Origin of the sequence: Winogradskyella arenosi (assembly GCF_003337305.1) — a bacterium.
Classification (GTDB): Bacteria; Bacteroidota; Bacteroidia; order Flavobacteriales; family Flavobacteriaceae; genus Winogradskyella; species Winogradskyella arenosi.
The window spans coordinates 727,190-753,792 of the sequence record NZ_QPJO01000002.1 but is presented as its reverse complement, the minus strand read 5'-3'; the positions used below and the strand labels follow the sequence as shown (position 1 = coordinate 753,792).

The following is a 26,603-nucleotide window of genomic DNA, read 5'->3' as shown; positions in this document are numbered from 1 at the left end:
AGAGTAAACTTAGCCTTTTAACCAAGCAGCTCTTAATGATTTTTGACCTTCTGTTGCTTCTGGATTCTCAACAAGACCTTCAGATTTTGCAAAAGCTTTAGTTAAGGTTGTTTTAATAACAACAGGTTCGCCATTACGCTCTAAGTCCATAGTTATTTCCTGACCTTCTTGCCATGAAAACATACCACCAAGCACTTCTTTAGCGTTTAATAAGTTTAATTCTTTACCATTAACCTTGGTAATGATATCTCCTTCTTGTACGCCTTGAGCTTTCCAGAAAGAATTCTTTAAAGCCATTGCAGAAAAGAAAAGAATTCCTTTTTCCTGATCAGCATCAAAAATTATGTTCTGTCCACCGGCAAAAATGTAGTTGGTTTCTACTTCAGTTTCCCCTTGTACTAAACCTACCATTTCAAAAAACGCATTATAATTGATAGGGACATCTCCTTGTACATGCGTATTTAAAAATTCACCCACACTTGGGTAAGTCATGGCTGTAATTTCAGCAATAATCTTATCATCATCAAACGGTTTATTTTTACCGTATTCAGCCGATAATTCTTTCATTAAAGACAACATACTACGTTCTCCATGACTTTCTTTACGCATTAAAATATCGATACACATTCCTATTAAAGCGCCCTTTTGGTACACATTATAATAGTTAGAAGCGTAAGGTTCTTTTAATACATTCTCACTCATTACGGTAAAGCTCATGGCATCATCCATACGTTGCGAGATCTTAATTTTAGACTGCATGGTGTTGTAAAACGTTTGGGCATCCACTAAACCTTCGTACACTTGAAAGTGCTGTGCAAAATATTCTGTTACCCCTTCATACATCCATAAATGCTTAGAGAATGTAGGTTGGTTATAGTCAAAATAATGGACATCTTCAGAATGTACTGATAAAGGCGTTACAATATGAAAAAATTCATGGGCCACAACATCCACAATTGAAGCCGCTAAAGCTTCTTTAGTTGACGATTCTGGTAATACAACAACCGTAGACGTATGATGTTCTAATGCGCCAAAACCTTTAGGTGCCGTCTCTGAACCATCTGATAAATACAAATAAATATCATAACGTGGTGTACTATTTACGTCTCCTAAATAGGCTTTTTGAGCTTCCATCATTTTAAAAACGGTTTCTTTCTGACTTTCAGCCGTATGAATCCCGTTTGGAGAATAGACGCTTAATACAATTTTAATATCACCTACCATAAACTCTTCAACATCCAATTTCCCATACATCATAGGATTATCGGTAATATCAAAATAACGTGGTGCAAAATAACTCGTCGTTACAGACTGTCCATCTTCGCTGGTAGTACTCCCTTTTGTTTCTAAAGCTGAAGTTCTAACGAAATCTGCCGGTGCCGTAACATCTAAAGCATATTGGTTGTTTTTTAAACTATCAAAATACCCCACAAATCCATGAAGGTTTAATACGTAATTATCATCTTCAATATTGGTCCCTGCAGGAGAAAAAGGTTGCTCTCCTCCAATTCCACCAACTTTCTCCACATCGAAAGTATCATTCACGTAATACTGAATCACGTCTAACTTAGTGGCCTCAGCTATAGTCCAAGTATTATCATCAACCTTAGTTACGGTTAATTCATTTCCATCATAATCTAAAGCTTTAAAATCATCTACATATTTCCCAAAATCACTAACCGAGTAGGTTCCTTGCACCACACGCGGTAATCTATAGGTTACCGTTTCTGTAGTAAAACGTCCTGGATTAATAGTTACAGGCACTCTATCACTGTTTACTGCTGTTAAATCTAAAGCGGTGACAATAGGATTGCTTACTGCTAAATCATTAATGTTTGGCTTTGCTGTACCGCAACCAACCAAAACGACGCTTAAGCCAAAAATGGCTAAATAATTCTTCATGTTTAAGTTTTTGTTTTTATAATAGACTCACAAATCTACAATCTGTTACTATTAAAAACCTAAAGGTTTTGTTAAATTCGCAGCATGTCAGAACCCACAGTAAGCATCATCATCCCGTTTAAAAATACGGAAGCATTTATCACTGAATGCCTTAGCTCTATTCTAGAACAAACCTATACGCATTGGAAAGCTATTTTCATAGACGACCACTCGACCGATAATTCGTACAAAATAGTGCAATCTTATGCTGAAAAGGACCAAAGAATCCAACTCTTAAAAAATAAAGACTATGGAATTATAGCAGCCTTACAAACGGGATATTCTGTAAGTTCGGGCACCTATATTACCCGTATGGATAGTGATGATAAAATGGCATCCATCCGTTTAGAAACCATGGTGAAAAATTTAAAAACCTACGGCCCAAAACATCTCGCTATTGGGCAAGTAAAATACTTTAGAGCCGATGGGCTTAGTGATGGCTTTGCAAGGTACGAAGCCTGGTTGAACCAGTTAACCCTAACCGGCCAAAACTATACGGAGATTTATAAAGAATGTGTGGTGCCCTCTCCTTGTTGGATGCTACATCGTGACGATTTTGAAGCTTGTGGAGGTTTTAATAGCGAGACCTATCCTGAAGATTATGATTTAGCGTTTCGATTTTACAAAGCCCAATACCAGTGTATTCCTTGTGATCAGATTTTACTCTATTGGAGAGATTATAGCTTTAGAACCTCTAGAACCCATCACCATTATGCCGAAAATTCCTTTTTAGACCTCAAAGTTGACTATTTTTTAGAATTAAATTACAATCGTAGCAAACCTTTAGTGATTTGGGGCGCTGGTAAGAAAGGGAAAACCTTAGCTAAAATTCTTCAAAATAAAGCCATTCCTTTTTATTGGATCTGCGACAACCCAAAGAAAATTGGAAAACATATTTATGGCGAAGAGCTTTTAAATTTTAATTATCTCACTCAAATTAATCAACCCCAAAGTATTGTAACGGTGGCAAACACAACGGCCCAAGAAGAGATTAAAGCCTATTTTAATAAACAAGGCATGAAAGCCATGCGCGATTATTTCTTTTTCTGTTAAATTTATTAGAACCAAAACAAGCTAATCGGGTTACGTTACTTATATTTGAAATGACTAAAATGGTTTTTATAAGAATTATCAAAAGAAGTACCGCAACATTATTATAACGGTCGCATTGACTTTAATTTTATAAAACGCTTAATCAGTAAATTTAAAGATCTAGAATGCATTTTAAACATCCCGAGTTACTCTACGCCCTTTTCTTACTGATCATTCCTATTTTAATACACTTGTTTCAACTCCGTAGGTTTGAAAAAGTGACTTTTACCAATGTTAAATTTTTACAAGCCGTAAAACTTCAGACCCGTAAAAGTTCGCAAATAAAAAAATGGATAACATTGTTTACAAGAATGCTTTTACTAACCTGTATTGTTCTTGCCTTTGCCCAGCCTTTTATTCCAAAAACGACAGCCTTTGATAAAGCTCAGGAAACAGTGATTTACTTAGATAATTCGTTTAGTATGCAAGCCAAAGGACGAAATGGCTCTTTGTTTAATGAAGCAGTACAAGATATCATTAACAGTATTCCTGAAACTGAAAGCATCAGCTTATACACCAACACCGAAACCTTTAGAAATACCAGTCTTAAAACCTTAAAAAAGGATTTAATTCAACTGGAATTCGCTCCAAATCAATTGAGTTACGAAGCCGCTTATTTAAAAGGGAAACAACTATTCTTAGACCAAGGCGATACAAGCAAGCACTTAATTTTAGTTTCCGATTTTCAACAACAGACAAAAGCCTTACAATTTGAAGCGGATTCTACAGTGCAAGTCACCTTAGTACAGCCACAAATTAACGACCGCTCTAATATTAGTATTGATAGTGTTTACATTTCTAATACTTCAGCAAAAACTATAGAGCTTACCGTAACCTTAAGCAATCAGAATACGCCTGTAGATAATGTCTCTGTAGCCTTATATAACGATGATATTCTAAGTTCTAAAAGTGCCATTGCGCTTGATAAGGAGGCAGAAGTTATATTTACGATGCCTTATAATGAAGAAATTAATGGAAGATTAAGCATTGAAGATTCTGGGTTAGAATTTGATAATTCATTCTACTTTAACACTAATGCGAAGCCTAAAATTAAGGTCTTAGCGATTAATGAAGACGCGGAGGATGCATTCTTAAAACGAATTTATACCAATGATGAATTTGACTATCAAAGCGCTGCCTTAGACCGTCTGAATTACAAGCTTATTTTAGATCAGAATCTTATTGTTTTAAACGAACTCAGCAGCATCCCTAAGGCCTTAACTGAAGCGCTGATTAATTTTACTAAAAACTCGGGGAAACTTTTAATTATTCCAAAAGACGAAATCAACATAAATAGTTATAACCAACTCCTTAAAAACACTAATCTTAATCCGTATGCACATATTAAAAAGCAAGATAAACGGGTAACTAAAATACATTACAGCCATCCTTTACTAAAAAACACGTTCTATAATAAGGTTAGTAATTTTCAATACCCAAAGGTTGAACACACACAGCAATTCACCTCAAATTCTAGCGCGGTACTCTCTTATGAAGATGGTACAGCCTTCCTTATGGGGAACTCTGAAAATTATGTGTTTGCCTCACCGCTGAACCAGAGCAATTCAAATTTTAAAAATTCACAACTTATTGTTCCGGTCTTGTACAATATAGGGTTACAAAGTTTAAACCTCTCTAAACTTTTTTATACCATAGGCGAAGCCAATTCCATAGCCATCCCAACTTCTATTGGTCAAGATGATATTTTAACGTTAGCCGATGCTGAAAGTGCTGTGATTCCTTTACAAAAAACCTACAGTAAAACGGTAGTTTTAGAAACAGGGGAGTTCCCCAATACAGCAGGAATTCTGGAGGTGAAAAACAAAAATAAGGTCATACAAAAATTAAGTTTCAATTATGACAGAGCAGAAAGTCAGCTTAATTATTACGATTTAAATGCTTTAGAAAATGTAAGCCTCGCCTCTCGTTTAGAAACCACTATTAATAATATAAAAAGTCAGGCAAATGTTAATGCGCTATGGAAATGGTTTGTTATTTTTGCACTAGCATTTTTAATAATAGAGATGTTACTTCTAAAATATCTTAAATGAACGCACTCATAAAATCTGCAACCATCGTTGATTCTAAAAGTGATTTTCACAATGAAACGGTTGATATTTTAATTGAAAAAGGTCGGATTTCCAAAATTTCAAAAGACCTTGACAATCCTAATAATTACCAAGAAATAGCATTAGACAACCTTCACGTTTCCCAAGGTTGGTTTGATAGTAGCGTTTCATTTGGAGAACCTGGTTATGAAGAACGCGAAACTATAGCAAATGGTTTAAAAACAGCAGGACACTCGGGCTTTACAGCTGTGGGTCTTAATGCTAATTCACGACCAGTCATTGATAGCTATGCTGATATCGCATTTGTAAAATCTAAAGCCGCTAATAATGCCGTAAGCCTCTATCCTATTGGAGCACTAACGCAATTAAGTGAAGGTGAAGATTTGGCCGAATTATACGACATGAGTAATGCAGGAGCTGTAGCTTTTTATGATTACCAATATCCTATTTCTAATCCTAATCTCATGAAAATTGCGCTGCAATACGCAAGTAATTTTGATGGTCTTATATGCTCCTTCCCACAAGAGTCTCGCATTTCTGGACTTGGCGTTGTTAACGAGCATATTAACAGTACCAAATTAGGACTAAAAGGTAATCCGGCTTTGGCTGAAGAATTACAAATTGCAAGAGATTTATTTATCTTAGAATATACGGAGGGAAAATTACATATCCCAACTCTATCTACGGCAAAATCTGTAGAACTTATTAGAGCCGCGAAAGCTAAAAACCTTAATGTCACTTGTAGTGTTGCTATTCATAATCTCAGTTTTACCGATGATGTGTTGCACGACTTTGACACCCACTATAAAGTTTTACCGCCATTGCGAACGCAAAAGGATTGTGAGGCTTTAATTGAAGGTTTAAAAGACGGCACTATAGATATGGTGACTACAGATCATAATCCTATTGATATAGAACATAAGAAAATTGAATTCGATTTTGCGCTTAATGGTACTATTGGTCTTGAATCGGCTTTTGGTGCACTTCAAAATATCTTCACTACGAAGAAAACAATAGCTTTATTAACACAAGGAAAAGCACGATTTGGAGTTAAAACAGCAAGCATCAACGAAGGGGAACTTGCAGATATCACTTTATTTAACCCTGATAAGTCCTATAACTTTAGTCAAGCTGATATTTCATCTCGATCTAAGAATAGTATGTTTTTAGGATCGGCTTTAAAAGGTGTTGCTTACGGTGTTATTGCTAATGATAAAATGGTTTTAAAATAATGGATCAAACAACTATAGAAAAAGGTAAAACCTTAGCCTTTGTCGCTTACTTAACTTTAATGGGGACTCTCATTGCCTATTTTATGAATAAAGAAAAAGAAAATCCCTTTACTCATTTTCATATTAGACAAGGCTTAGGATTGGGTTTAGCTTATATCTTAATAGCCATTGTCATAGGCGGTTTAGACAATATGATGGTGAGCATGTCTTTCTGGATCTTTTTCTCTGTACTCTATATTTACGGTATTGTAGGAGCTATCACTGGAAAACTTAACAAAATTCCCTTACTCGGCAACTATTTTCAAAACGCTTTTAAATCTATTGGCCAATAAATATGTCGCAACTACATTATATTACAAGACCTTCTACTTTAAAAGAAAACGCACCCTTATTAATTATGTGCCATGGTTACGGGAGTGATGAAAATGATCTCTTTTCTTTTGCTTCGGAATTGCCAGAGGAACTTTTTATTATTTCCTTAAGAGCACCGCACCCTATGCAACCTTATGGAAATGCATGGTATGCTATTAATTTTGATGCTGATAGAGGAAAATGGAACGACGTAGATCAAGCTAAAGCTTCCATAGCATTACTCTCTGATTTTATAGATTACGCCGGAAAAACCTATGCTGTAGATGCTAACAATGTGACCCTTTTAGGTTTTAGCCAAGGTTCTATATTAAGCTATGCCGTAGCCCTTACCTTTCCTGAAAAAGTAAAAAATATCATCGCATTAAGTGGTTATATTAGTGAAGATATGCTTCCTTCAACCTTAGACAAGTCTAAATTTTCACATTTAAACTTTTTCTGCTCACATGGTACGGTAGATCAGGTTATCCCTGTGGCATGGGCACAAAAAACGCCTTTGTTTTTAGACGCTTTAGCGATTAATAATGTCTATTCGGAATATCCTGTAGGCCATGGTGTTGCACCTCAGAATTTTTACGATTTAAAAGCTTGGTTAGAAAAGCACCTTTAAACCTTCAACTTTTATAAGGTAAAATAGGTACTTTTATAAAATCTTGCTTAGCGCTTAATTAAGTATAGGGTACATTAAGTACTCTACCAATTTATACTTAAGATCGTTATTTTCATCAATAGAATAACTCACGAGAATTTCTCCCCAATGTTTACCATCTGTAAAATTGGCAATAATCCATTTATGGTTTAAAATTCTTACTTTATTAATAAGTAATTTAGAGTCGGTCATAGAAACATAAGGCACTAAAGGATGCTCCTCGCCTTCATAGTCGTTGGTATTATAAAGCCCTTCAACAATCGCAGGAATTAAAGCCTCCGTATCATAACCTAAAGCCTCAAAATAACTTAAGGCATCCTCATTGCCTTCAATATTAAAATAGCTAAGTTCAAAATTCTTGTCTTCTAAAGCTTCTATTTCTTTGTCTTTTTCTACCACTTTAGCCTTAACCTTGACGATATCGGTTTCATATTTGTCAATGATATTTTTAGAACTCACGTATTGAAATAACAGTAACAATACAGAAAAAATAAACAAATACATTAAAATTTTACTCTTCATAATTAGATGGTAATTTGTAGGTTATCGTAAGCTAAAAACACGTTTTCTGGTAATTCTTTTTCAACATCATCATGAAATCCTAAATGCGGACTGATGTGGGTTAAGTAAGCACGCTTCGGATTCACCTTAGCGATAAAATTAAGAGCTTCTTCTAAATTAAAATGAGATCGGTGAGGCGTTATTTGTAAGGCATTAACCACTAATACTTCTACCCCTTGGAGTTTTTCTATTTCAGCATCAGAAACTGTTTTCATATCTGTTAAATAGGCAAACTTATCAAAACGATAACCAAAAACTTGAAGTTCATGGTGTAAACCATCAATGGGCACTATAGACAAATCGCCTGCTAAAAAGGGTTTATTTTCAACCACATTTTTTATAACCCCTGGCGCACCGGGATATTTGTTTTCGGTAGCAAAAATATAATCGAAACGTTTTTCTAAAGACGTAAAAACGCGTTGGTGTGCGTATAAAGGAATATCACCTTGTCTAAAGAAAAATGGACGAATATCATCTAAGCCCATGGTGTGGTCGGCATGCTCATGCGTAAATAAAATACCATCTATTTTAGACACCTCAGCCCTAAGCATTTGCTGTCTAAAATCTGGACCACAATCTACAACAAAAGTATACGCACCCCACGAAACCAAAATGGAAACACGGAGACGTTTATCTTTAAAATTTTCACTTAAACATACCGGATGATCACTTCCTATAACAGGAATGCCTTGCGAGGTACCAGTGCCTAAAAACGTAATTTTCAAACCTTTTCAATTTAGTGCAAGCCTTTCTCAGTTAAAAAAATCGCAATAAAATTGTCTTTTTTTCGTGTAGAATTCACGATAAAATAAAAAAGACATCTAATTTTTATTATATGCTTTTAAGTCAGAAATGCTAAGACAAAAATAAACTTATTTTTTTGTTTGCAACAGTAAAACCTTACCTTTGCTTAAACGATAGAAACCCAAACTTAATGAAGGACATAACGTATAAAGGCGACACGGATTTCGAGAATATTCCATCTCTAAAAGATAAAGCATTACGAATCAATTTGAATGCCGATATTTATGGAACATTTTCAGAAATTGGCGCTGGCCAAGAAACGGTACGACACTTTTTTAGAGCCGGTGGTGCGTCTGGAACAATTGCTAAAGCAATGTCTGCTTATGACAAAGATTTTAGTGATGCCATTTATGGTATAGAAGATGATCGTCGTTACGTCACTGAAGCCAGACTTCGTAAGATGTTAAACCATGAAGTGAATTTAATGGAGGAACGTATTACTAGAGATAAGCATCCTAACAAGATCTTTTTCTCTTATGCTAATACCGTAGCGACCATTGATTTCGCAAAGCAATATAAAGGTCATGGTTGGGTTGGAATTAAGTTTCAAGTTGAACCAGGACAAGACGAAGAATACAATGAAATTGTGCTTCATATTCGATTTAAAGAAACCGATGCACGTTTACAACAAGAAACCCTTGGCAAATTAGGAACTAACCTTATTTATGGGGCGTTTTATAAATACAATCAACCGCGTAAATTATTACGTTACCTCTACGATCACTTAGATAAGGATCAGTTAGAAATTGATACCATTAATTTCTCCGGACCTGTTTTTGAAGACGTTGACAACCGTCTTATGAGCTTACAATTGGTTAAAAACGGAATGACAGATGCCGTGATGTTTGCACCAGATGGAAACAACGTTTTACCAGCAAGAGTCCTTTACAAGAAAAATATTTTAGCCTTAAGAGGAAGCTTTAGACCAGTTACTAAAGTGAACATGGACATGCTAGAGAAGTCTTATGAAATGTTCATTAAAGAGAACAAGGTGGATAAGGATAGAACTCAGGTCATTTTTGAAATTACTTTATCTAACTTAAGAGCTGAAGGAAAAATTGATGAGCAAGATTTTATGGATCGTGCAAAACTCTTATGTTCTTTAGGACAAACGGTTTTAATTTCAAACTTCCAAGAGTATTATAAGCTAGTTGAGTATTTTTCTCAATACACGAAAAACCGAATGGGCTTAGCTATGGGCGTTAATAACCTCGTAGATATTTTTGATGAGAAATATTACCGCCACTTAAGTGGAGGTATCCTAGAGGCCTTCGGAAAATTATTCTATAAAGATCTACGTGTTTATCTTTACCCAATGGAAAATGAAGATGGTACGTTAACGACTAGTGAAAACCTTAAGGTTCACCCACGTATGAAAGAGTTGTTTAAATTCTTTAAATACAATGGTAAAGTGGTTGATATCTCTGATATTGATGCCTCAAACCTGTCTGTTTTCTCTAGAAAGGTCTTAAAAATGATCGTTAATAATGAAGACGGTTGGGAAGCTATGCTCCCTGAAGGTGTAGACGAATTAATTAAAGAAAAAAGCTTGTTTGGATGGGAGTCTGAAGAGATTATTCATAAGCGTTAGACTAAGCATCACTAGATATACAAAAGGGGACGATTTTTTATAAAAATCGTCCCCTTTTGTATATGCGCTTAAGCTGGCAATATTTGCTCAGCATGCGCTTTCGTTTTCACTTTAGAAATAATATCTGTAATCACGGCATTTTCATCAATTACAAAAGTCGTTCTATGGATGCCATCATACTCCTTCCCCATAAACTTTTTAGGCCCCCATACCCCAAAGGCTTCAATTACATTTTTATCCTCATCGGCCAATAAAGGATACTTAAAATCATATTTATTCTTAAAGTTAGATTGCCTTTTTGCACTATCTGCACTAACTCCTAATATCGCATATCCTAAACTTTTAAAACGATCGTAATTATCATTTAAATTACAAGCCTCGGCTGTACACCCGGGTGTGCTTGCTTTTGGGTAAAAGAAAACTACTAATTTCTGACCTTTATAATCGGATAAAGAGACGGTATTTCCTTGTTCATCTTTTGCTGAAAAATCTGGAGCCTTATCTCCTACTTGTAAATGCGTCATATTGCTTAAATTTGTCTTTCTGTAAAAATACAATGAATGACTAAACAAGAAAAGGTAGATTTTGTTATAAATACGTTAAATCAACTATACCCTGAAATTCCGATCCCTTTAGATCACAAAGATCCTTACACGCTATTAATTGCTGTTTTAATGTCTGCACAAAGTACAGACGTACGCGTCAATCAAATAACACCTTTGCTGTTTGCGCGTGCCGATAACCCGTACGACATGGTTAAACTCAGCGTAGAAGAGATTAGAGAAATCATTAAGCCCGTTGGCTTATCGCCTATGAAAAGTAAAGGAATTCATGGCTTATCGCAAATATTAATAGACCAACACAACGGGGAAGTTCCTAATACTTATGAAGCTCTTGAAGCATTACCTGCAGTTGGTCATAAAACGGCAGCGGTGGTCTTGTCTCAAGCTTTTGGTATTCCTTGCTTCCCTGTAGACACCCATATCCATCGTTTGATGTACCGTTGGAATTTAACCAGTGGTAAAAACGTAGTTCAGACCGAGAAAGATGCCAAACGCCTCTTCCCTGAAGAGCTATGGAACGACTTGCATTTGCAAATCATTTGGTACGGAAGAGAATATTCTCCGGCTCGAGGTTGGAACTTAGATAAAGACATCATTACGAAGACTATAGGACGAAAAACGGTTTTAGAGGCCTACTATAAAAAGAAAAAATAGCTTAATTTAAAAAGCCCTCTTGTTCTACAATCTACAAGGCAATACAGATGAAAAATATTTTTCTTATAATTTTAGTGCTCTTTGTTTGGGGATGTATCCCTGTGGTCGTGGCGCCAAGGTTTAAGCGACACGACTATAAGATTATGCAGGCCAAAAGGTTTCAGAAAGATTTGCCTAGAGAAATTGCTTTTATTTTTAAAGACTCTAAAGAAGCCGAAGAATTTTACAACTATATCAATAAAAAGTACCAGTTACAGCATAAAAATGTAGGTTACAATGTGCCTTTTCAATTACAGAATCAAACCCTGTATCTTAGTTATCACGAAGCCCAACGAACAGACAAAAAAATCAATGTACCTCTAGCGGCTATAGATAGTAAACGTAAAAGCAATGGAAATTCAGCCTTATTTGAAGGTCACTATGTCTCAAGAACTGGGCATTGGTATCTTGTACTTACAGTTTACGATAATAACATCAAAAACTGCTTAAAAGAGAATCACCCTTTAAGAGCAGAGACCATTGCCTACTTAAAAGCTTTAAAAGCGGAATATCTAAGCACTTACAATTATGAAGAATTGCTATTCAATAAAAAATCCTGAAGTGAATACTTCAGGATATCTTTTTTAGTTGAGCAGCGCTTCAGACTCTAAATTATTACAATCTAAAACGTTTAAAGCTTTAGAGTAATTTAAGATCCACCGTATGGTTTCATCTTTAGGTTGTAAGAGATTAGGCCTTGAAGACACTTGTGTGTAGTTTTTTGCCATTTTCGCTGTTTAATAGTTTATATATAGCAAAAACGCAGAATTAAACACTTTATTGTTTTAATTTGTTAAAATGATATTATTTTGATCAATAACCTTACGCATATTTATAAGGGCATAACGCATACGCCCTAAAGCGGTATTTATACTCACTCCTGTACGTTCAGATATTTCCTTAAAACTCATATCTTGATACATACGCATTAGTAAAACCTGTTTTTGATCTTCAGGCAACTCTTCAATAATACGTCTTACATCAGACTCCACCTGATTTTTAATCAAGGTTTTCTCCGCATTTAAACTGGAGTCACTTAATACAGAAAATATGCTAAATTCGCCAGTATTATCAAATTTAGGCATACGGCTACTTTTTCTAAAATGATCAATCACCAAGTTATGTGCAATACGCATTACCCATGGTAAAAATTTGCCTTCCTCGTTATATTTACCGCGTTTTAGATTTTTAATCACTTTAATAAAGGTATCCTGAAACACATCTTCAGTCACATCTCTATCGTAAACTTTAGAATAAATAAAACTGTAAATTTTTTGCTTGTGCCTTTCAATCAAAATCGAAAGTGCGTACTCATGGCCGTTTATATAGTTCCGAACCAACTCTGAGTCTTGGATAAGGTCGTGTGTCATAATAATTACTTTAAGTCCTAGTAGTAGCCTACTAAGGTTGGGATTTAAGCTTTTTTTTTAAAGTAATCTTATGCTATAAGCAGATGTTTTTTAAGTGAATAGATTTCAAATATAACAACATTCCGATTGAAAAAGCAAAAAATACTTCTAAAATTTAACAATTTATCGGATAAAAAGTTCCTTTTATGGATGAAACCTCTAGAAAACTTAAGGCTAAGGTTACGCGCTTTAAGCGACTTCAGAGGGGTACAAACCGCTTCACTCCTAATTTCATCATTTAGCGATAAGGAATTCTAATCTAGAGTTTATGGGTTATTTGGTATTGTAGTATCTTTGCAAACTTAGATATCTAAAAAGACTTATGAATACAATTGACCTCGACGTTAACCCAAAGGAAAATATCATTATTAAAGGTGCTAAACTGCATAATTTAAAAAATATTGATGTCGTCATTCCTAGAAATAAATTGGTAGTCATTACCGGGTTATCAGGTTCGGGGAAGTCTAGTTTAGCTTTTGATACCTTGTATGCAGAAGGTCAAAGACGCTATGTAGAAAGTTTAAGCAGTTATGCCCGTCAGTTTTTAGGTCGTTTGAATAAACCTCAAGTAGACTATATCAAAGGAATTGCCCCAGCTATTGCTATAGAGCAAAAGGTAAACTCTACCAATCCACGCTCTACGGTTGGGACCACTACCGAGATCTATGATTACCTAAAATTGCTGTTTGCAAGGATTGGTAAAACCTACTCTCCTATTTCTGGTCATGAAGTTAAGAAGCATACGGTTTCAGATGTAATCAATTACATTACGACGTTCGAGGAGCGTTCAAAATTATTGCTCTTAGCGCCGCTTATTTTGGAAGAAGGCCGAACCTTAGAAAACAAACTACAAACTTTGCAGCAGCAAGGTTATGCGAGAATTAAGGTTAAGGATGATGTGGTTAGAATAGACGACGCTTTAAAACTAGATCTAAGCATTTCTGACGATTTATTCCTAGTGGTAGACCGTATTGTATTTAAAAATGATGAAGATTTTCTTAACCGCTTAGCCGATGCTGTGGGTACGGCGTTTTTTGAAGGTGTAGGAACTTGTATCGTTGAGTCTTTAGCTGATAACAAACAAATGCTTTTTAATAATAAGTTTGAAATGGATGGCATGGTCTTTTTAGAACCTAATGCGCATTTATTCAGCTTTAACAATCCTTATGGGGCTTGTCCTAAATGTGAAGGTTACGGTGATGTTATAGGTATTGATGCTGACTTAGTTGTTCCTAATACCGAATTATCAATATTCGAAAATGCCATTTTTCCATGGCGCGGTGATAGTATGAGTTGGTACAGAGACCAATTGGTTAATAATTCTCATCATTTTGACTTTCCTATACACAAACCTTATTTTCAGTTAAGCGAGGCTAATAAAGCCTTAATCTGGAAAGGAAATAAATATTTTGAAGGCTTAGATTCCTTTTTTGCAGAGCTCGAATCTAAAGCTTATAAAATTCAAAACAGGGTTATGCTATCCCGTTATCGTGGTAAAACAAAATGTAATGTTTGCCATGGAAAACGTTTAAGACAAGAAGCCAATTACGTTAAGGTTGGCGAGGCTACAATTACGGATTTGGTGGATCTTCCTATAGATGAACTCGCTCAGTTTTTCAAAACCCTTAAACTTAACGAATTCGATGCTAAAATAGCCAAACGTTTATTAATGGAAATCCATACCCGATTAGAGTTTTTATCTAATGTAGGGCTTAATTATTTAACGATTAACAGAAAATCCAACACCTTATCGGGTGGAGAAAGTCAGCGTATTAACCTTGCAACCTCTTTAGGAAGTAGTTTAGTAGGGTCTATGTATATTTTAGATGAACCAAGTATTGGCTTACACCCTAAAGATACCGAACGCCTTATTGACGTCTTAAAATCACTTCGCGATTTAGGCAACACCGTAATTGTGGTAGAACACGATGAGGATATTATGAAGGCTGCAGATGCGATTATAGATATTGGTCCTGAAGCCGGAACCTTAGGTGGAGAAGTTGTTGCTGTTGGTGATTTTAAAGAGATTTTAGCTGCAGAAACTCTTACCGCTAAATACTTAAATGGCGATTTAGAAATTGAAACCCCTAAGAAACGTCGCAGCTCTAAATATCAAATTGAAATTATAGGTGCTCGCGAAAATAATCTTAAAAATATCGATGTCACCTTCCCTCTAAATATGCTTACGGTTATTACCGGCGTTTCTGGAAGTGGAAAAAGTACCTTGGTAAAAAAGATTCTTTTTCCTGCTATTCAGAAGAAATTAACAGGGTTTAGTGATAAAATAGGTCAGTTTTCTGAGATGAAGGGAAACATGAGTAATATACAACATGTAGAGTTTGTAGATCAAAATCCTATTGGGCGTTCTTCGCGCTCTAATCCGGTGACCTACATTAAGGCTTATGATGATATTCGTGCTTTATTCGCGTCTCAAAAATTAAGTCATATTAGAAATTTTGCGGCGAAACACTTTAGCTTTAATGTTGATGGTGGACGTTGCGAAACCTGTAAAGGTGAAGGCGAAGTGACGATAGAAATGCAATTTATGGCCGACGTACACTTAACCTGTGACACCTGCGGTGGTAAGCGCTTTAAAAAAGAAGTCTTAGAAGTCAAGTTTGAAGACAGGTCTATTGACGATGTCTTAAATTTAACTATTGACGATGCTATTGCGTTTTTTCAAACCCATAACGAAACCAAAATTCAGAAGAAATTACAACCACTACAAGATGTAGGTTTAGGATACGTTACTTTAGGGCAATCGTCCTCTACCCTATCTGGAGGGGAAGCGCAACGTATTAAATTAGCCACTTTTTTAGGTAAAGGCTGTAAAAGTGATAATACCCTGTTTATTTTTGATGAACCCACTACAGGACTTCATTTTCACGACATTAAAAAACTATTAAAATCGTTTCAAGCCTTAATTGAAAAAGGCCACTCCATAATTGTTATTGAACATAATATTGATTTAATAAAATGTGCAGATTATATTATAGACCTTGGTCCAGAAGGTGGTAAACACGGAGGGCAATTGGTAGCTGAAGGGACACCTGAAGCCATTGCAAAAGATAAAAATTCAGTAATTGGCGCATACCTACAGGATAAACTATAAAAGGTTTTTCGTATGATGAGTCCGTATTAATCAAAGTCCTTTATCTACGTTTTTATAATTTTATAGTAATGTAGATAGAGGATTTTTTGATACGTTTTACTTGATCAATTCAAAAGCCATTAATAAAACAAAAATGCCATAAGGCCTATTAAAACCACAGTGGTGGGAATCACAATGGTGGTAAAAATAAATCCAATTACCCCCGACTTAAAGAAACTTAAAAACCAGCCTTGCCCATAGAAATTCTTTAACGCGATAAGTAGGTAGACAAAAGTTGAAAGTCCTATAAACCAATTAAGGGCACCAGAAATTTCCCAAATTACATTTAAGCCATATAGCAGGCTAAACACCATAAATAAGAAAGAGAAAAAATACAGACTAAAGACTAAGTGATGCGAATAAGGCCCTCTGTAGAAGTATAAAATCTTTAATAGTAAAGCGAAAATCGGCAGTAAAAAGAATAAGGCAATCGGGATGGCATCAAAAAATGCTTTAAGGATATTACCTCCATCTCTCATTTTATAAAATTTCAAGCCTTGGGAATAAAACTGTCTTTGAAACCAGTTATCGCCCTCTTTAGCGCCCATATATTTATACATCTCCTCATCAGAAGCATTCGCATCAATAAGCGAATCTAGTCCTGGTTTATTAAAATTCCATTCTATTTCAGGATCATTGAGATCTTTCACCACAAAAATCGAATCCACTTGTCGAGCTGTAAGGCTATCTAATGCTTTTGCATTGATAGAATCTTTCAAAATTGTATTTAAACGCTCTAAATCTTCTAAGTTTAAAGAAGTACCTTCTTCTTCCGTTATAGCAGGCCCCTTCTTTTTAGAACTTGAAGACAGTGTTTTTTTTAATTCTAGGTTCACCGCATCGCGCTGACTATTTACAGAGAATGATAAGAGTGCAAAAAAGACAATGGTAATAAAAAAGTACAATTGAGCAGGATGCAGATACATGGCACGCTTTCCACTAATAAAAGCTTTAGCCAAATAGCCAGGTTTAAACATTAAAGGAATAAAACTTTTGAAAAACCGGGCGTCTACTGAAAAGTAGTTATTTATGGTATTAGAAAATAAAACCCTTAGTGTGAGTTCGTCATTTACCTTCTGACCGCAATAAGGACAAAATTTAAAATCGTCATTTAAAGGTCGTTCGCAATTTTTACAGGATTCTAACTTATCGCTCATGATGGGTCGTTGATGGTTTAAAAATAATCAAATTTATGAGATCATTCTTAGCTATTTGTTGCATTCAGCACCTAAGCGTTACAAACAGCACAACACAGAAACACATAAGTTGCTAACGACTAGTTGATTATATTTTTTGGCACGCTGTTTGTTTTAAACCCAATGTGTTTAATTTTTAAAACTTATCAATTATGAAACGAATTATATATCTACTTGCAGCTTTTGTCGCATTTGGCAGTACTGCATTCGCGAGCAATACTAATACCACAGACCTTGAAGCTTCTCCGCAGAGCACCGTTAGAGGCTATGGCAATTCTTTCATATTTGAAGAAGCAGGCATTGAATTTTCAGTTTTCGCTGATGGGCAGTTTGATTTCTATTTGCCTAATTATGGTCCGGATGTAAGCGTTGGTATCAATACCCCTGGTTTTAGTTTAAGCTTTAATACCGGTTACGATTATAATCCTTATGTGCAGTATGATAGTTACGGTGCAATTATTCAGATTGAAAACACACCAATTTATTATGACTATTACGGTCGTGTAAATCAAATAGGTAATATCGTAATTCAGTATAATACCTTTGGAAGAATAAGCCGTTTAGGTGGTTTATATGTCTATTATAAAAACAATGTATTCTACCGTTATGATGGGTTTATTAATAGTTACAACAGAACTTATGTATATAGACCTTGGCACCGATTTTACAGCATACCCACAGCACAATATTGTGTTATTAACGTAAAACCTTATAGACAATATTATTCCCCAGTAAGACATATTTATTATAGACCTTACACAAACAATGTCCGTTACTTTAATAGAAATGGCCGAAGAAGTACAACGGTAAATACCCGTTATGTACAAACCCCTAGAAACCGTGCTGAACGTGCACTAAGAACGCAAGTGCAACGTAATAATAGAGCGATTGTTAACACAAGAGCTACACGATCTAGAAGTGCCGTTACAAGAACAACGACCACACGTACTCCTGTAACAAGAACGACACGAACGACTACAACAACCCGAACGGTAACGCCTAATAGAACGTCAAATCGATCTACAGCGCGCCAAGTAAGTTCAAGAAATGTAAAACAAAATGTGACGAGAAGTAACAGGACTGTGTCTAATAAAATGAATCAGAGAACTTCGGTAAAAAAACCAAGTAGCACAAAATCTCGTACATATAATAAATCAGTAACGCCAAGCGCTAAACAACGCAGTGTTACCACAAGTAGAACCAAATCATCGTCAGTAAAAACGAGATCAAATTCAAGTAGAACGAGCAACCAAAGTTCAACACGATCTCGAACAAGTCGATCTAGAGGATAAAAAAGTTTTTTTGGTTGGTTAGTAGAATGTCCCGTGAGAGTTTGCCTCAAAGCGCCTTGCGGGACTTTCTCGTTTTAAGACTCAAGGCGAAAGGTCCTTCGGCTAAAGGCTAGTTTTTAAGTTTTAAATATTTAATCAGTTGATTTGAAATATCCTCGGAGACCTTCAACTTAAAAATTAAAATCAAATAAATAACGCCAAGACTTACAGATTTAAGTCCCATATTTATTAGGGGATGAAATGGAAATTCCCAGAAGTAAAACAAAAAGCCTAAGCTCATAATAGCCAAAAATACTTTTAAAGTGCCCATTGAATAGGGAAGCATATTAAACTTCCGCTTTACAAAAATAATCTTAATCGTATTATAGATTGCAATGGCTAAAAAGGTCGCAAATGCAGAGCCTTCAATACCATAAACGGGAATAAAAAGGGCGTTTAAAACAATAGCCATAACTGCCAATAAAACTCCGAAAATTAAAACCATACGGTAATAATCACTATTAAATAAAATAGCATTATTGTTCCCTAAACTATTATCGTAGAGTTTCGCTAAACTAACAATAAGCACTACAAAAAGTCCTCCTGTAAATTTATCAGGCAATATTTGGTATAATTGATTGATGTTTACGATAATTAAGAGGAAAATAAACCCACTCACCACCAAAAGCGTCATAGAACTCCGTTGGTATAAATCTCTTAAAGCCACATCCTCTTTTTCACTAAGATATTTAGCCGTTAATGGCAACATTATTTGATGCATAGCGCGTTGTGGAACCGCTATAACTGTAGCTATAAAAATTGCGACACTATAATAGGCGACTTGTTCTATTTGTGGCAATAATAAGCCAATCATAAATTTATCAATATCCAAGATTAGCATGGCAATAGACCCTGCAATAATCATGAGTCCTGCGTATTTTAATATCGAAGATTGATGCTTTAACTTTTGAAATTTTAATTTTGGAAACCTTAACGTGAAGGCATACAATTTCATAATCATCATGCGTAAAACGTAAACGAAGACAAGCGCCGTGATAAATTGATCTACCGTAAGCCATTGTAAATAGACTGCAAATAGTAACCCCATGATACAAACGCGATGAAATATTTCTTTCATAACATTACCAAAAACGGTTTGCATTTGCACTTTAGTCCAAGCAAAGAAAATTTCAAAATAAGCCATGGCTACCGCTAAAATAAAGATATGCCACACATAGTGTTTTACAATCGCATTTTCATTGCTGAGCCCATGAACGATAGCATCATAAGCAACATACCCTACCAAAGCCGCCGGTATGATAAAGATTAAGGGTAAGAACAACATTAAGGTTAGAAAACTATTAATGCTATGTTTGGTTTTAAATGAGGCATAAAACTTTACAATGGCATTGTGCACCCCAAAAGCCATAAAAGGCATCATAAGATTTGCTGCTGATAATAAAAAGGCGACTAAACCATAATACTGGTCCGTTAAAAAATTGGTATAAAGAAAAAGGGTATTTATGGCTCCAATTCCAAATCCTAAATAGGTTGTAATGGTATTTTTAAAAGACTGATTTAATACAATTCCCATAGGGTAGCAAATTACAATAATTAAACCCTAAGACAACCCTAGACCATTAACAATCTTTTATAATAGCACTTAACTTTTCGGTTAGAGCTTTTCTGCTATACGGTTCTAAACCTTGAGCATTAACCTTAAGGGTATTAGCATTAAACGCTTCAAAATACGTTAATAATTGAGCTTTAAGCGCCTGTTTCTGATCGTAACTAAAGTACGTCCCCGTTTGGGTGTTCGCGATTATATGCGCCACATCGGCATCTTTAGGCCCTAGCGCTAAAATAGGAGTTTTTGAAATGAGGTATTCAAATAATTTCCCTGGAATAATTGCTTTTGTATCTTCAGAATCTATTTCTATCAGCAAAAGCAATTGAGATTGCATTTGAAACTTTATGGCCTCATCATGGCTCACATAACCCACAACATCAACATAGTCCTTCAAACCATATCCATAAATGGTCTCTAACACATCATCGCTAACCACCCCTATTAACTGCAGTTTAAAATCTTTAGCAAAGTCGGGCTGTTGGTTTATCAATTCTGAAAGCACCTCCCATAAAACTGTTGGGTTACGTTCAGATAATAAGGACCCAATATGCGATAAGGAGAATAGCATATCTTTCTGCTCAACCTTCACCTCATGGGCATCGTAACCATTAGTTATAACCGTAATAGGTTGTTCTGTTTTTAATGCAAATTCGTTTTTAGTATGTGTGCTAGTCACAATAATATGATCTGCCGTATTTAGAACCTTATGTTCTAAGTCTATATGTTTTGCTTTAGAAGCCGCAGTAAGTTTTAACGCTTTATGGTAGCCAATAGTGGTCCAAGGATCTCTAAAATCGGCCACCCAATTAAGGCCTAAAGCGGCTTTTAATTGTAAACCTATAATATGCAAGCTATGCGGAGGCCCCGTGGTGATAATAGTATCTATATGATGCGTTTTTATATAGTCCGATAAAAATGAAACCGATGGCGAAATCCAATTTTTACGAGCATCTGGAATAAAGAAATTCCCCCGCACATAAAGCATTCCTTTTTCTATAAGAGACTGCTTTTTAGCTTTAGGGATCACCCCAGAACTTATCTTAGTGGTACTCCCTTTTGAAAACAACCTCGCCAAAGCATAAGGTTCCTTAATCCTTTGTTTTAAGATTGTAACGCTTTCAGGGATTTCATTAACTAAGCTTTGATCTTGAATCGGGTAATTGGGATTTTCCGGACAATATACAATGGGTTCTACTCCAAAATCGGGTAAATATTTTACGAATTTTAACCAACGTTGCACTCCAGGCCCTCCTGCAGGTGGCCAATAATAAGTGATGATCAGTGCTTTTTTTGTCGTCATAGTGATTCCCATATACAGCGGCATCTCTGTATTTTAGAAGCTTAGCTATTTACCTTAATTCGTTTTATTGTTGAACTTGAAATATAAGCCCACTAATAATAGAACAACTAAAATAATTGAACTTGATAAGGCGATATAGCTTCCTGTTTTAACCACCTGAGGTTCAAACTTAAATTCTAAAGTGTGTTCGCCTTTAGGAAGCGTTAAAGCTCTTAAGACATAATTAACACGGAAGTGTGGTACTAATGCGCCATCGAGATAAGCATTCCATCCTTCTTTATAATAGATTTCTGAAAACACCGCTAAGCCATCATTCGAATTTGAAGTGTTGTATTTTAAATAATTAGGTTGAAATTCTTTTAGTTCAATTGTTGCTGTAGAATCTAAGGCGTAATTGGATTTTAAATTAAAATCGCTTGCCATTGTCTTTTGAATAACCGCTGTGGTTTTTGTATTCAAATTTTCTAAAGCCAACAGTTCTTCATTCGCATTATCTACTTTTTTTAGATTGGATACAAACCAAGCGTTTCCATTAGCGTCTGAATTGGTATAAGGAAAAATAGTGTTTTGTTCTTCAGCAATAATATACTTTGTATTAAGCATATTAAGAACATTCATATTGTTTTTATAGACGTAAAAATCTAACAACTCATTTACACGGCCCAACTTCACCGCACTATAGCCCAGAAGTGAATTATGAAAATACGCTGCTTTTGCCGGCATACGTTGTCCTTCTGTAGACAAATCCATCACTCTATAATGTCCTTTATCCTTTAAGATTTCTTTATCTGCATTATTAGCACGATAAGGTTTATCGACTTTTAAGGCTGAAACAAAATTATCATTATTTACGTATTGTCGATCCACACTAACTAAATCGAAAAGAATCAATACTGCAAAAACCACGGCAAGCAGTTGCTCTGATAATTTCTGCTTTAAGAACATAAAGATTGTTCCTGCGGATAACAACACCAAAATCAATGTTCTTATGGTATCTGAGGTCATTAAAGCTTTTCTATCTTCAATGATGGCCTCTATAAATGCTGGTCCGTACGCACTGATATATTCCTTATCTCTTAAGCCTTCAAAATCAAATAAAGCCGATTTAAAGACTAAGAAGATCACGGCCAAACCTGCGGTAATTCCAACAGAAAAGGCTAAAGCTCTTAGTTTTTCTTCCTTTTCTAAGCCCGCCTTAAACACTTGCGATAAGGCCATAATTCCTAAAGCTGGGATACACAATTCTAAAATGACTTGTATAGAACTTACCGCTCTAAACTTATTATAGAAAGGTACATAATCAATAAATAGATCTGTGAGTAGGCCAAAATTCTTACCGTACGACAATAGCAAGGATAAGACCGTCCCTCCTACTAACCACCATTTTACACGTCCTTTGACTAGAAATAAACCTAAGACGAAAAGAAAAATAATAACGGCCCCTACATAAGCAGGTGCTTCTACAATAGGTTGATCGCCCCAATACATCGGTGCATTTCTTGAGGCCTCTAATGCTTCAATTGGCGAGGCGCCCAAACGGATATAGGCTTCATAGGTTTCAGAATCTTTTCCGACATCTTCATAATTACCGCCTCCCATAAACTTAGGGATATATAGATTAAAAGTTTCTAAAATCCCATAACTATATTCCGTAATATAAGCGCGGTCTAAACCAGAGGTTACTTCTTTTTCAGAACCATCTGCATTAATGGTTAAAGGACTTGGGCCCCTTGTACTTTCCTTAGCATATTGTTGCGTTGCCAATAAACTGGTAGCATTAAGGCCAACCGCAAGTATAGCAGCAACCGTCAATACCCCCACAGATTTAAAAAAATGAGGTAAGATTTTTTTCTTGTACGCCTCTGCCAAATAAGCTAAACCTAACACCAGGATAAGGAGTAATAAATAATAACTCATTTGTGGATGATTGGCTACTAACTGTAAACCTGAAGCGACTGCAGTCAGCAAAAAGCCTAAAATATATTTTCTTCTAAACGTGAGAATAATACCTGCTAAAACCATAGGCATATACGCAATAGCATGCGCCTTAGCATTGTGCCCAACCCCTAGAATAATAATGAGATAGGTAGAAAATCCAAAAGCTAATGCCCCTAAGGCTGCCAATTTAAAATCGACTTTAAGCGCTAGCAAAAGCATATAAAATCCTAAAAAATATAGAAATAAATAGTCTGCTGGTCGTGGTAGAAACCGCAGAGCTAAGTCTAGTTTTTTAATGTAATTGTGCGGATACTTTGCTCCTAATTGATAGGTGGGCATACCGCCAAAAGCACTATTAGTCCAATATGTTTCTTCTCCCGTGGTTTTAGCAAACTCTTTTTGTTGTTCTGCCATACCAATATAGTGCATAATATCACTTTGGTTGATTTTCTTACCTTGTAAAACAGGACTAAAGTAAGCTAATGACAAAACCACAAACCCTATTAAAACTAGGAAATGTGGTAATAAACGTTTAATAGAAAATGACATGTAAATGCTTTAAAGTGATTGATTCTGAAAAGTAAGTATTTATTTTGAAACCTCACAAAAGATTTCAAAGGGTACAACTTTAGCGATTACTCTATTTCTTCGTAATCGATATATTCGCCAACATCAGGGTTAGAAGATCCCTTTTCGTTAGGCATTTTATCAATAACCGTTTCGCCTTCTTTACGCTTTTGCGCTTGTTGCTGTTGGTTCTGATTTTGAAATCCGCCAAATTGTCCTCCAAATTTTTCTTCTGCTTTTTTGGCCACAAATTTCAGTAATAGTGGCGCAAACAAACGAGCTAATATCTTAAACCCGAAATAAACAAGTAAAATAATTAATAGCGTTCTCAGTAATCCCATGGCCGAAGCTTCTTGTATCATAAGTAAAATAATATCAAAAATACAATTATACTCATTTATAATCCGTTATTATTCCTTAAAAAAAGTATAAAATATCTATATTTGAATTTAAACCAAAAATAAAATGCGATTACTCAAATCAATTTTCATCCTACTATTCTTTATTAGTTTTACCAACGCTAACGCCCAATACACGGAAGTGATCAACTCTAACCGACCAGGAGTTTCAGAAAGTGCTTTTTCTGTAGGAACCGGTGTGCTTCAGTTTGAAGCTGGTGCTTTTACCGTAAAAGAAGAACACGCCTTATCTAATTACGAGGTATCAGGTTTCGGACTTGATTTTGCCTTACGTTATGGCTTGTTTTTTGAACAATTGGAACTCGCCGTTGACGGAGTTTACCAAAACGACACTAAAACCAATAACAGTTCTTTTACCCCTGTGGACAATAAGCGTTCTAATTTTAAGAATTTAACCATAGGCGCCAAATACTTAATTTACGATCCTTATAAAAATGCAGGAGAGGAAAAACCGAATTTATACAGCTACCATGCCAACAATAGATTTAGTTGGAAATCTCTAATACCAGCCGTAGCCATTTATGCCGGTGCTAATTTTGATAGTGAAAACAACCCTTACACTGCACCAGATGTAGAAGGTGTGAGTCCTAAAATAATGATCTCTACCCAAAACAATTTTAACGGGGGTTGGGTGTTTGTTATGAATTTAATAAAAGACCGTATTGGCTCAGAGTATTCTGATTTTCAATACATCTTTACCTTAACCCATTCATTTACCCCACAATGGGTTGTATTTGGTGAGGCACAAGGGATAAAGAGTGACTTTTATGCAGATAATATTTTTAGATTTGGAGGCGCTTATTTGTGGACTAAAGATTTTCAAATTGATGCTAATATCGCCTTTAACGCCAAAGACACCCCTACTGTTTTTAATGTGGCTTTCGGAGCCTCTTACCGTTTAGATTTTCATAAAGATAAAAAGATCGACAACGGAAATTCTGCCAAAGAAGAAGGCAAACGCAAACAGCGAAAAAACAAAAATAAAAAGAAGAAAATAGACGATTTCCAGTCTTAATATAAGCCTTGCTTAACCAATGATAACAATAAAAGAAGCTAAATCACAAAGCGAATTAAAAGCCTTTGTAAAATTCCCTTTTAAACTCTATAAAAACTCGCCATATTGGGTCCCTCCCATTATAAAGCAAGAGTTAGAAACTTTTAATAAAGATAAAAATCCCATTTTTAAAGATGCTGACGCTCGTTTTTTCCTAGCTTATAAAGCAGGCGAAATTGTAGGTCGTGTTGCTGCCATTACCAATTGGCTTGAGGTGAACAAACAAGACATCAAGAAAATGCGATTTGGATGGTTTGATTTTATTGACGATTTAGACGTCAGTAAAGCATTACTTGAGACTGTCGCTACCATTGGGAAATCGTATCAATTAGAATATTTGGAAGGCCCTGTTGGGTTTTCTAACCTCGATAAGGTTGGTATAATGACTGAAGGTTTTGATCATTTATCAACGATGATTACTTGGTATAACCATCCGTATTACGTTAATCATTATAATGCTCATGGATTTACGATTGAAAAAGCCTATTCTGAAAGTAAATTTCCATTTGAAAATGTAAAACCTGAACATTTCAAAAAGGCACAAGAATTAATAAAGCGACGCTATAAGCTTAGGGCTCTTAAGTTTACTAAAACCGAAGAGGTTATGCCTTATGCCGACAGAATGTTTGACCTCTTTAATGAGAGCTATGCTTCGCTGTCTTCTTTTGTGGAGATTACAGATATACAAAAGGAGTATTTTAAGAAAAAATTTATCAGTTTTGTAAATCCGGAATACATAAAATTTGTAGTGGATGACCAAGATGAATTGGTAGGATTTGCTGTGGTTATGCCTCGATTTGCTTCGGCATTACAAAAAGCTAATGGTAAATTATTCCCTTTTGGTTTTACCCATATTCTAAAAGCAAAAAAACACAGTAAGGATGTTATTTTCTACCTTATAGGTATTCATCCAGATTATCAGAACAAAGGTGTTCATGCGGTGATCTTTAATGAATATTACGAGACTTTTAGAGAGAAAGGCATTGAAACCTGCTATCGTACGCCAGAATTAGAAGACAACCATGCCATTAAACAAATCTGGAAGCATTTTAATCCTAAAGTATACGTTAGACGTAAAACCTTCAGAAAAGACTTATAATTTCT

Annotated in this window: 23 protein-coding genes; 12 read left to right on the top strand and 11 right to left on the bottom strand. The window is 35.5% G+C overall.

Annotation, left to right across the window (positions count from 1 at the left end):
- Positions 1 to 9: 9 nt before the first annotated feature.
- The gene (locus DFQ08_RS07990; RefSeq protein WP_114309471.1) at positions 10 to 1,902 is read right to left on the bottom strand and encodes a M61 family metallopeptidase; all 1,893 of its coding nucleotides are present in this window, start codon (positions 1,900 to 1,902) and stop codon (positions 10 to 12) included.
- A gap of 84 nt (positions 1,903 to 1,986) precedes the next feature.
- Between DFQ08_RS07990 and DFQ08_RS07985 the strand changes: the two genes are divergently transcribed.
- The 5 genes from DFQ08_RS07985 to DFQ08_RS07965 all read left to right on the top strand — a co-directional run bounded on the left by DFQ08_RS07985 (position 1,987) and on the right by DFQ08_RS07965 (position 7,313).
- Positions 1,987 to 2,994: a glycosyltransferase family 2 protein gene (locus DFQ08_RS07985; RefSeq protein WP_114309470.1), complete on the top strand. Its 1,008-nt coding sequence runs from the start codon at positions 1,987 to 1,989 to the stop codon at positions 2,992 to 2,994.
- A 164-nt stretch (positions 2,995 to 3,158) separates the two neighbouring features.
- A complete protein-coding gene (locus tag DFQ08_RS07980) occupies positions 3,159 to 5,084 on the top strand; it encodes a BatA domain-containing protein (protein WP_114309469.1) in 1,926 nt (641 codons plus the stop codon).
- Complete coding sequence (locus DFQ08_RS07975; RefSeq protein WP_114309468.1) at positions 5,081 to 6,334, top strand: dihydroorotase; 1,254 nt, start codon at positions 5,081 to 5,083, stop codon at positions 6,332 to 6,334. Before DFQ08_RS07980 ends, DFQ08_RS07975 begins: the two co-directional genes overlap by 4 nt.
- Positions 6,334 to 6,666, top strand: coding sequence for a hypothetical protein (locus DFQ08_RS07970; protein ID WP_114309467.1), 333 nt, complete (start codon positions 6,334 to 6,336; stop codon positions 6,664 to 6,666). Before DFQ08_RS07975 ends, DFQ08_RS07970 begins: the two co-directional genes overlap by 1 nt.
- A 2-nt stretch (positions 6,667 to 6,668) precedes the next feature.
- Positions 6,669 to 7,313: an alpha/beta hydrolase gene (locus DFQ08_RS07965; protein WP_114309466.1), complete on the top strand. Its 645-nt coding sequence runs from the start codon at positions 6,669 to 6,671 to the stop codon at positions 7,311 to 7,313.
- A 54-nt stretch (positions 7,314 to 7,367) separates the two neighbouring features.
- On the opposite strand, the gene DFQ08_RS07960 is transcribed toward DFQ08_RS07965, so the two are convergent.
- Positions 7,368 to 7,874 carry a hydrolase gene (locus DFQ08_RS07960; protein ID WP_245935395.1) on the bottom strand — a complete coding sequence of 169 codons (507 nt, stop codon included), beginning with the start codon at positions 7,872 to 7,874 and terminating at the stop codon, positions 7,368 to 7,370.
- A gap of 2 nt (positions 7,875 to 7,876) precedes the next feature.
- Positions 7,877 to 8,638 (bottom strand): MBL fold metallo-hydrolase, encoded by a 762-nt coding sequence (locus DFQ08_RS07955; protein WP_114309465.1) that lies wholly within the window; start codon positions 8,636 to 8,638, stop codon positions 7,877 to 7,879.
- A gap of 209 nt (positions 8,639 to 8,847) precedes the next feature.
- On the opposite strand from DFQ08_RS07955, the gene DFQ08_RS07950 reads away from it, so the two are divergent.
- Positions 8,848 to 10,308: a TonB-dependent receptor gene (locus DFQ08_RS07950; RefSeq protein WP_114309464.1), complete on the top strand. Its 1,461-nt coding sequence runs from the start codon at positions 8,848 to 8,850 to the stop codon at positions 10,306 to 10,308.
- Positions 10,309 to 10,376: 68 nt separating this feature from the next.
- Here the strand turns inward: DFQ08_RS07950 and bcp are convergent, their stop codons facing one another.
- The gene (bcp, locus tag DFQ08_RS07945; RefSeq protein ID WP_114309463.1) at positions 10,377 to 10,832 is read right to left on the bottom strand and encodes a thioredoxin-dependent thiol peroxidase; all 456 of its coding nucleotides are present in this window, start codon (positions 10,830 to 10,832) and stop codon (positions 10,377 to 10,379) included.
- Positions 10,833 to 10,868: 36 nt separating this feature from the next.
- On the opposite strand from bcp, the gene DFQ08_RS07940 reads away from it, so the two are divergent.
- Together DFQ08_RS07940 and DFQ08_RS07935 are read left to right on the top strand one after the other, a co-directional pair.
- On the top strand, positions 10,869 to 11,525 hold the full coding sequence (locus DFQ08_RS07940) for an endonuclease III domain-containing protein (RefSeq protein WP_114309462.1): 657 nt from the start codon (positions 10,869 to 10,871) through the stop codon (positions 11,523 to 11,525).
- A gap of 47 nt (positions 11,526 to 11,572) precedes the next feature.
- Positions 11,573 to 12,124, top strand: coding sequence for a hypothetical protein (locus DFQ08_RS07935; RefSeq protein WP_114309461.1), 552 nt, complete (start codon positions 11,573 to 11,575; stop codon positions 12,122 to 12,124).
- Between the two features lie 24 nt (positions 12,125 to 12,148).
- Here DFQ08_RS07935 and DFQ08_RS16155 read toward each other — a convergent pair whose 3' ends face one another.
- Together DFQ08_RS16155 and DFQ08_RS07930 are read right to left on the bottom strand one after the other, a co-directional pair.
- Positions 12,149 to 12,292, bottom strand: coding sequence for a hypothetical protein (locus DFQ08_RS16155; RefSeq protein ID WP_181858379.1), 144 nt, complete (start codon positions 12,290 to 12,292; stop codon positions 12,149 to 12,151).
- 57 nt (positions 12,293 to 12,349) lie between these two features.
- On the bottom strand, positions 12,350 to 12,934 hold the full coding sequence (locus tag DFQ08_RS07930) for an RNA polymerase sigma factor (RefSeq protein WP_114309460.1): 585 nt from the start codon (positions 12,932 to 12,934) through the stop codon (positions 12,350 to 12,352).
- A gap of 361 nt (positions 12,935 to 13,295) precedes the next feature.
- On the opposite strand from DFQ08_RS07930, the gene uvrA reads away from it, so the two are divergent.
- Positions 13,296 to 16,085: an excinuclease ABC subunit UvrA gene (uvrA, locus tag DFQ08_RS07925; protein WP_114309459.1), complete on the top strand. Its 2,790-nt coding sequence runs from the start codon at positions 13,296 to 13,298 to the stop codon at positions 16,083 to 16,085.
- Positions 16,086 to 16,204: 119 nt separating this feature from the next.
- Here the strand turns inward: uvrA and DFQ08_RS07920 are convergent, their stop codons facing one another.
- Complete coding sequence (locus DFQ08_RS07920; RefSeq protein WP_114309458.1) at positions 16,205 to 17,281, bottom strand: DUF3667 domain-containing protein; 1,077 nt, start codon at positions 17,279 to 17,281, stop codon at positions 16,205 to 16,207.
- 191 nt (positions 17,282 to 17,472) lie between these two features.
- On the opposite strand from DFQ08_RS07920, the gene DFQ08_RS07915 reads away from it, so the two are divergent.
- Positions 17,473 to 18,612 (top strand): hypothetical protein, encoded by a 1,140-nt coding sequence (locus DFQ08_RS07915; RefSeq protein ID WP_114309457.1) that lies wholly within the window; start codon positions 17,473 to 17,475, stop codon positions 18,610 to 18,612.
- Between the two features lie 109 nt (positions 18,613 to 18,721).
- Here DFQ08_RS07915 and DFQ08_RS07910 read toward each other — a convergent pair whose 3' ends face one another.
- From DFQ08_RS07910 to DFQ08_RS07895, 4 genes are all read right to left on the bottom strand, one after another.
- Positions 18,722 to 20,185 carry an oligosaccharide flippase family protein gene (locus DFQ08_RS07910; RefSeq protein WP_114309456.1) on the bottom strand — a complete coding sequence of 488 codons (1,464 nt, stop codon included), beginning with the start codon at positions 20,183 to 20,185 and terminating at the stop codon, positions 18,722 to 18,724.
- 46 nt (positions 20,186 to 20,231) lie between these two features.
- Entirely contained in the window at positions 20,232 to 21,521 is a 1,290-nt protein-coding gene (locus tag DFQ08_RS07905) for a glycosyltransferase (protein ID WP_114309455.1), read from the bottom strand.
- A 54-nt stretch (positions 21,522 to 21,575) separates the two neighbouring features.
- Positions 21,576 to 24,008: a YfhO family protein gene (locus DFQ08_RS07900; protein WP_114309454.1), complete on the bottom strand. Its 2,433-nt coding sequence runs from the start codon at positions 24,006 to 24,008 to the stop codon at positions 21,576 to 21,578.
- Positions 24,009 to 24,094: 86 nt separating this feature from the next.
- Positions 24,095 to 24,388 carry a DUF4834 family protein gene (locus DFQ08_RS07895; protein WP_114309453.1) on the bottom strand — a complete coding sequence of 98 codons (294 nt, stop codon included), beginning with the start codon at positions 24,386 to 24,388 and terminating at the stop codon, positions 24,095 to 24,097.
- Positions 24,389 to 24,491: 103 nt separating this feature from the next.
- Here DFQ08_RS07895 and DFQ08_RS07890 point away from each other — a divergent pair, with 103 nt between their 5' ends.
- The gene (locus tag DFQ08_RS07890; RefSeq protein ID WP_114309452.1) at positions 24,492 to 25,460 is read left to right on the top strand and encodes a transporter; all 969 of its coding nucleotides are present in this window, start codon (positions 24,492 to 24,494) and stop codon (positions 25,458 to 25,460) included.
- A gap of 19 nt (positions 25,461 to 25,479) precedes the next feature.
- On the top strand, positions 25,480 to 26,598 hold the full coding sequence (locus tag DFQ08_RS07885; RefSeq protein WP_114309451.1) for a GNAT family N-acetyltransferase: 1,119 nt from the start codon (positions 25,480 to 25,482) through the stop codon (positions 26,596 to 26,598).
- Positions 26,599 to 26,603 lie beyond the last annotated feature (5 nt).

Excerpts from the sequence above, each read along its gene's own strand:
- DFQ08_RS07990 (WP_114309471.1), bottom strand. The coding sequence starts at position 1,902 with ATGAAGAATTATTTAGCCATTTTTGGCTTAAGCGTCGTTTTGGTTGGT.
- DFQ08_RS07985 (WP_114309470.1), top strand. The coding sequence starts at position 1,987 with ATGTCAGAACCCACAGTAAGCATCATCATCCCGTTTAAAAATACGGAA.
- DFQ08_RS07980 (WP_114309469.1), top strand. The coding sequence starts at position 3,159 with ATGCATTTTAAACATCCCGAGTTACTCTACGCCCTTTTCTTACTGATC.
- DFQ08_RS07975 (WP_114309468.1), top strand. The coding sequence starts at position 5,081 with ATGAACGCACTCATAAAATCTGCAACCATCGTTGATTCTAAAAGTGAT.
- DFQ08_RS07970 (WP_114309467.1), top strand. The coding sequence starts at position 6,334 with ATGGATCAAACAACTATAGAAAAAGGTAAAACCTTAGCCTTTGTCGCT.
- DFQ08_RS07965 (WP_114309466.1), top strand. The coding sequence starts at position 6,669 with ATGTCGCAACTACATTATATTACAAGACCTTCTACTTTAAAAGAAAAC.
- DFQ08_RS07960 (WP_245935395.1), bottom strand. The coding sequence starts at position 7,874 with ATGAAGAGTAAAATTTTAATGTATTTGTTTATTTTTTCTGTATTGTTA.
- DFQ08_RS07950 (WP_114309464.1), top strand. The coding sequence starts at position 8,848 with ATGAAGGACATAACGTATAAAGGCGACACGGATTTCGAGAATATTCCA.
- bcp (WP_114309463.1), bottom strand. The coding sequence starts at position 10,832 with ATGACGCATTTACAAGTAGGAGATAAGGCTCCAGATTTTTCAGCAAAA.
- DFQ08_RS07940 (WP_114309462.1), top strand. The coding sequence starts at position 10,869 with ATGACTAAACAAGAAAAGGTAGATTTTGTTATAAATACGTTAAATCAA.
- DFQ08_RS07935 (WP_114309461.1), top strand. The coding sequence starts at position 11,573 with ATGAAAAATATTTTTCTTATAATTTTAGTGCTCTTTGTTTGGGGATGT.
- DFQ08_RS16155 (WP_181858379.1), bottom strand. The coding sequence starts at position 12,292 with ATGGCAAAAAACTACACACAAGTGTCTTCAAGGCCTAATCTCTTACAA.
- DFQ08_RS07930 (WP_114309460.1), bottom strand. The coding sequence starts at position 12,934 with ATGACACACGACCTTATCCAAGACTCAGAGTTGGTTCGGAACTATATA.
- uvrA (WP_114309459.1), top strand. The coding sequence starts at position 13,296 with ATGAATACAATTGACCTCGACGTTAACCCAAAGGAAAATATCATTATT.
- DFQ08_RS07920 (WP_114309458.1), bottom strand. The coding sequence starts at position 17,281 with ATGAGCGATAAGTTAGAATCCTGTAAAAATTGCGAACGACCTTTAAAT.
- DFQ08_RS07915 (WP_114309457.1), top strand. The coding sequence starts at position 17,473 with ATGAAACGAATTATATATCTACTTGCAGCTTTTGTCGCATTTGGCAGT.
- DFQ08_RS07910 (WP_114309456.1), bottom strand. The coding sequence starts at position 20,185 with ATGGGAATTGTATTAAATCAGTCTTTTAAAAATACCATTACAACCTAT.
- DFQ08_RS07905 (WP_114309455.1), bottom strand. The coding sequence starts at position 21,521 with ATGACGACAAAAAAAGCACTGATCATCACTTATTATTGGCCACCTGCA.
- DFQ08_RS07900 (WP_114309454.1), bottom strand. The coding sequence starts at position 24,008 with ATGTCATTTTCTATTAAACGTTTATTACCACATTTCCTAGTTTTAATA.
- DFQ08_RS07895 (WP_114309453.1), bottom strand. The coding sequence starts at position 24,388 with ATGATACAAGAAGCTTCGGCCATGGGATTACTGAGAACGCTATTAATT.
- DFQ08_RS07890 (WP_114309452.1), top strand. The coding sequence starts at position 24,492 with ATGCGATTACTCAAATCAATTTTCATCCTACTATTCTTTATTAGTTTT.
- DFQ08_RS07885 (WP_114309451.1), top strand. The coding sequence starts at position 25,480 with ATGATAACAATAAAAGAAGCTAAATCACAAAGCGAATTAAAAGCCTTT.